General features: G+C 72.0%; 2 protein-coding genes and 1 pseudogene. 2 read left to right on the top strand and 1 reads right to left on the bottom strand.

Annotation, left to right across the window (positions count from 1 at the left end; translation table 11 throughout):
• Positions 1-555, bottom strand: a pseudogene (locus SSOG_RS54395) (endo-polygalacturonase); the annotation flags it as partial.
• 230 nt (positions 556-785) lie between these two features.
• Between SSOG_RS54395 and SSOG_RS40670 the strand changes: the two are divergent.
• Together SSOG_RS40670 and SSOG_RS40675 are read left to right on the top strand one after the other, a co-directional pair.
• Positions 786-1,799, top strand: coding sequence for a hydroxyacid dehydrogenase (locus SSOG_RS40670; protein ID WP_009720149.1), 1,014 nt, complete (start codon positions 786-788; stop codon positions 1,797-1,799).
• 114 nt (positions 1,800-1,913) lie between these two features.
• Entirely contained in the window at positions 1,914-3,002 is a 1,089-nt protein-coding gene (locus tag SSOG_RS40675) for a LacI family DNA-binding transcriptional regulator (RefSeq protein WP_039939918.1), read from the top strand.
• Positions 3,003-3,179 lie beyond the last annotated feature (177 nt).

Raw genomic sequence — 3,179 nt, forward strand, 5'->3', positions numbered from 1 at the left:
CACGCCGGGGCCGAAGCGGATGACGTCCGGATCGTCCGCGGCGGGGCGGTCCGTCTCCAGGGGGCGGGCGAGCAGATGCAGACAGTCGAAGATCTGGTCGTCGGCCTGGACGATGAGGTTGCGCGGCTCGGCGAGCCGGAACCGGGCCGTGTTTCCGCGCACCTCGGGAGTGATGCCGTACGAGTCGGGCCGGATCCGCACCCTCTCGACACCGCCCTTGAGGCAGGTCACCTCGACCTCGACGCCGCCGGAGAAGTCGAAGTACGCGAGCGTCGAGTTCTGCTGACGGCCGCTGCCGGTGGTGGTGTCGACCAGGTTCAGGGTGGCCAGATACGTGCCGAGCCTGCGCCATCTGCCGCCGGGGGTACGGACCTTGACCGTGAAGCTGTCGGTCTTCACCGGCGCTCCCGCCGGCACCGGATAGGTGACGAGCCGCGCCGCGCCACCGGCCTCACCGGCTGTGGCACTGGCCGCGGTGGTGCCGGTCAGGCCCGCGGCGAACACGGTGGCACCTGCCGCCTGAAGGGTGGCACGACGGGACAAGGGTGGGTTCATGGCTGACTCCCTGCGCAGTGGAAAACGGAAACCGGTTACTGCGGCCACGCGGCCAGAGCTTCCGTCCTGTCCGGAAACGGAGTCAAGGGCCTGCGTGCACTTTCGAAAGGATCGGTCGCCTCGGCGGCGTACGGCCTGCCGATTGACCCGCCTCCCCGTCAGATCTACGTTAGAAGACGCTTTCTGGAAGTGTTTCTACAAGAGTGTTTCCCCGGCGCCTCAGGAGAGTCATGCCCAGTGCCCAGCCGCCGAGAGCCGTGTTCGCCATGGACCCGGTGCACCTCCCGCTGCTCTTCCCGCCGCCGCTCATGGACCGGCTCCGGCAGGTGGCCGAGATCGACACCGCGCTCGTCGTACGGGACCTCACCGACCCCGCCGCCGCCCCCGCGCTGGCCCGGGCCGAGGTGCTGATCACCGGCTGGGGCTGCCCCCGCCTCGATGCCTCCGCCCTCGTGGCGGCGCCCGAGCTGCGCACCGTCCTGCACGCCGCGGGCTCCGTGCGCTCGCTGATCGGTGACGCCCTGTGGGACGGCGGCATCACCGTGTCCAGCGCGGTCACCGGCAACGCGCTGCCGGTCGCGGAATACACCCTCGCCATGATCCTGCTCGCGGGCAAGGACGCCCTCGCCCACCGGGAACGATTCCGGACCACCCACGCCCATCCGACGCCCGCCGAGACCGCGGCCACCGGCAACCTCGGCCGCCGGGTGGGCGTCATCGGCGCCTCCCGCGTGGGCCGCCGACTCCTGGAACTGCTGCGGCCGTTCGACTTCGCCGTCTCGCTGTACGACCCCTACGTCGACGCCGCCGAAGCCGCCGCGCTCGGCGCCGAACCGCTGCCGCTGGAGGAGCTGCTGCGCCGCAGCGACATCGTCAGCCTGCACGCCCCCGACATTCCCGAGACCCACCGCATGCTGGACCGCACGAGACTGGCCCTCATCAGGGACGGGGGCGTGCTGATCAACACCTCCCGGGGCGCGCTGGTCGACACCCGGGCCCTCACCGACGAGCTGGTCACGGGCCGCCTGAGCGCGGTGCTGGACGTCACCGACCCCGAACCGCTGCCCGCCGGATCCCCGCTGTACACGCTGCCCAACGTGTTCCTCACCCCGCACATCGCGGGCTCGCTCGGCAACGAGCTGGCACGCCTCGGCCGCGTCGTCGCCGAGGAGCTCGAACGCATGGCGGCGGGGCTTCCGTTGGCCCACGAGGTGCTCCATGCGGACCTGGCCCGCGTTGCCTGACGCCCCGGCGGCCCGGCCCCCCGCGGAGTAACGATGGGATACGGTTTCCGCACCGGCGCAGGGCGGGGCCCGGCCCGTCCTTGGGGGCGTCGCTACGGTGAAGGAGCCGCAACGGTGAGCGAGCGCAAGGCGTCGGGTGGCGCCGGACGGGCCACCATTCGCGACGTGGCGGAGCGCGCGGGCGTCTCCGTGGCCAGCGTCTCGCGCGTCCTGTCCGGCAACTATCCGGTGTCGGACGAGCTGCGCCGCCGGGTGATGAAGGTCGTACGGGACCTGGACTACGTCACCAACGCCCACGCCCGCTCGCTGGCCGGGGGCGGCACGCCCACCGTGGCCATCCTCATCAACAACATCACCGGCGCCGCCTTCGCCCACGTGGCCAAGGGAGTCGAGGGAGCGGCCTCGCTGCGCGGCTGGCTCTCGCTGGTCGGCACCACCGGCGACGACCCGGAGCGGGAACTCGCGCTGGTGAACCTCATGCGCCAGCAGGGCGTCGCCGCGGTGGTCCTGCTCGGCGGCGCCTACGACTTCGACGAATACCAGCTGAGGATGGCCCGGTTCGCCCGCTCCCTCGACGCGGCGGGCTCCCACCTCGTCCTGGTCGGCAGGCCGCCACTGGAGGGCGACGTGGCGGCCACCACGGTCGACTACGACAACGAGGGCGGCGCCTACGCCATGGCCAGCCACCTGCTGTCCGCAGGACACCGCCGGGTCCTCGTCCTGCCGGGACACTCCGAACTCACCACCGCCCAGGGCCGGTTGCGGGGCGCCCGGCGGGCCTTCGAGGCGTACGGCGTTCCGTTCGACCCGGGCATGGTGCTCCACGGCCCGTACGACTACGGCCATGGGTACGACGCGGTCGAGGAGAGCCTGCGCCGCGAGCTGGACTTCACGGCGGTGCTGGCGGGGACCGACGTGGTCGCCGCGGGCGCCATGCATGCGCTGCGCGGCGCCGGGCTCAGGGTCCCCGAGGACATCTCGATCGTCGGCTACGACGACATCCCGCTGGCCTCCCAGCTCACGCCGCAGCTGACGACCGTTCATGTGCCGTACGAGGAGATGGGCCGGGCCGCGCTGCGCGCGGTGGCCGACCGGCGCGAGGGCGGCGCGGGCCGCCGTGGCGGCGGCGACGGTGCCCATCTGGTGCTGGGTACCCATGTCGTCGTACGGAACTCCGTCCAGCCGCCGGCCCGCCGTTCCTGACCATCGGTCCGCCGTTCCTGACCGTCACGATGCACCGCCGCGACGCACCACCGTCGTAAACGTTTTCCGCAACTCATCGCGTCCCCGCCTCTTGTCGAGCGCGGACCAACCGGCCTACCGTCCACAGCAACCGGTTACTACCGCTTTCCCGCCTTCGGCCTCCGTCCGCCGATCCCG

This window comes from Streptomyces himastatinicus ATCC 53653 (assembly GCF_000158915.1).
Lineage (GTDB): Bacteria > Actinomycetota > Actinomycetes > Streptomycetales > Streptomycetaceae > Streptomyces > Streptomyces himastatinicus.